Origin of the sequence: Sphingomonas sp. CCH5-D11, from assembly GCF_001557395.1 — a bacterium.
GTDB lineage: Bacteria > Pseudomonadota > Alphaproteobacteria > Sphingomonadales > Sphingomonadaceae > Sphingomonas.
This window is the reverse complement of record NZ_LSKH01000043.1, coordinates 1-1,307: the sequence shown is the minus strand read 5'-3', so window position 1 is coordinate 1,307 and position 1,307 is coordinate 1. Positions and strand designations below refer to the sequence as shown.

The following is a 1,307-nucleotide window of genomic DNA, read 5'->3' as shown; positions in this document are numbered from 1 at the left end:
CGGTCAGCGCGGTGGAGCCGTTGCGGCGGAACAGCGTGGGGAGCCAGCCGGGCAGATCGCCGCCGACCATGTCGCCGTCTGCGGTATAGGCCGCCCAGCGCGCGACCAATTGCGCCAGCACCGCCGCGCGGCCGGCGAAGCCGCCCTGCAGCGCATCCTCCAAATTGAGCAGGCACAGATAGTTCTCGCGGCCCTTGCGCGTGACGACCTTTTCCCGCCGCACCGCCTCGTCGGGATAAACGCGCCGCGTCTCATGGCCGAGCTGGCGTTGCAGCGCCTTGGTATAGGTGGAAACCCACACCGGCCCGCCCGCCGCGTGCGACCACAGGCTGGCCGGGGCGAGATAGCCGAGCGTCTTGCCGATCCCGGTGCCCGCCTCCGCCAAAACCAAATTGGGCATCTCGCGCCCGGTGCGCGTGGCGAAGGCTTCCGCGGCGGCGGCGGCGTAGGCGCGCTGCCCCGGCCTGGCCTCCGCTGCGTCACCCACGAGATGGGCGAGCTGCGCCTGAGTCTCGGCGGGATCGAGCGTGATCGTGCGCGGGGCGGGGCGGGGGGCGGCCTCGTCCCATTCGGGCAGCTTGGAGAACAGCCAGCGTTCGTTCTGCGCCGGCTTCTTGAGGCGATCGACCAGCAACGGCGCCCAGGACCAGCGCAGCCGGAAAAGCGACTGCGCCGCCGTCCACGCGCCTTCCCGCTCGGGCCAGTCTGCGTCTGGAGTCGCCAGCAGGCGTTCGGCGGCGGCGAGCAGGAACGGGGCGACGCCGGCATCGTCGGCCGGCAGATCCAGCCCGGTGACGGTCGCCAGCCCCTTGGGCGTCGGCACCATGAAGCGCGCGGGGCGCAGAAAGGCATAGAGCTCCAGCAGGTCGAGCCCGGAGAGGTCGGCATAGCCGAGCCGCTGCCCGACCAAAGGCGCGTTCATCACGATCATCGGCGTGTCCGCCGCCGCCCGGATCGCCTCCCCGCGCGACACCGCGCGCACCTCGCCATCGCGCGCGATCCAGATGCCGGTGTGGCTGGCGTGCAGGGCGGGGTACGGAAGCACGCGCGAGTCGTTAGAACAAAGCGGCAACCGGGGCTAGGTGGCGGATGCAGGAATGCGGCGTCGGTCGCGTTCCCCTCGCCCGCTCGCATAGGCAGCGTCACCCTGAACGCGTTTCAGGGTCCATCTGTCCGCCGGCGCGGTTGGCCTGAGTGGTGCGGTGGATGCTGAAACAAGTTCAGCATGACGGCACGTTTTGTATGGCAGCTCTCGCCCAGTTGCGGACATTGACCGTCGGTGTAGCCTGGCTCGCATGAACGACGGT

The 1,307-nt window shown here is 70.2% G+C and carries 1 pseudogene; it reads right to left on the bottom strand.

Annotated features, from left to right (window positions below):
- A pseudogene (locus AX702_RS02910) lies at positions 1 to 1,045 on the bottom strand (ATP-dependent DNA helicase); the annotation flags it as partial.
- Positions 1,046 to 1,307: the final 262 nt, after the last annotated feature.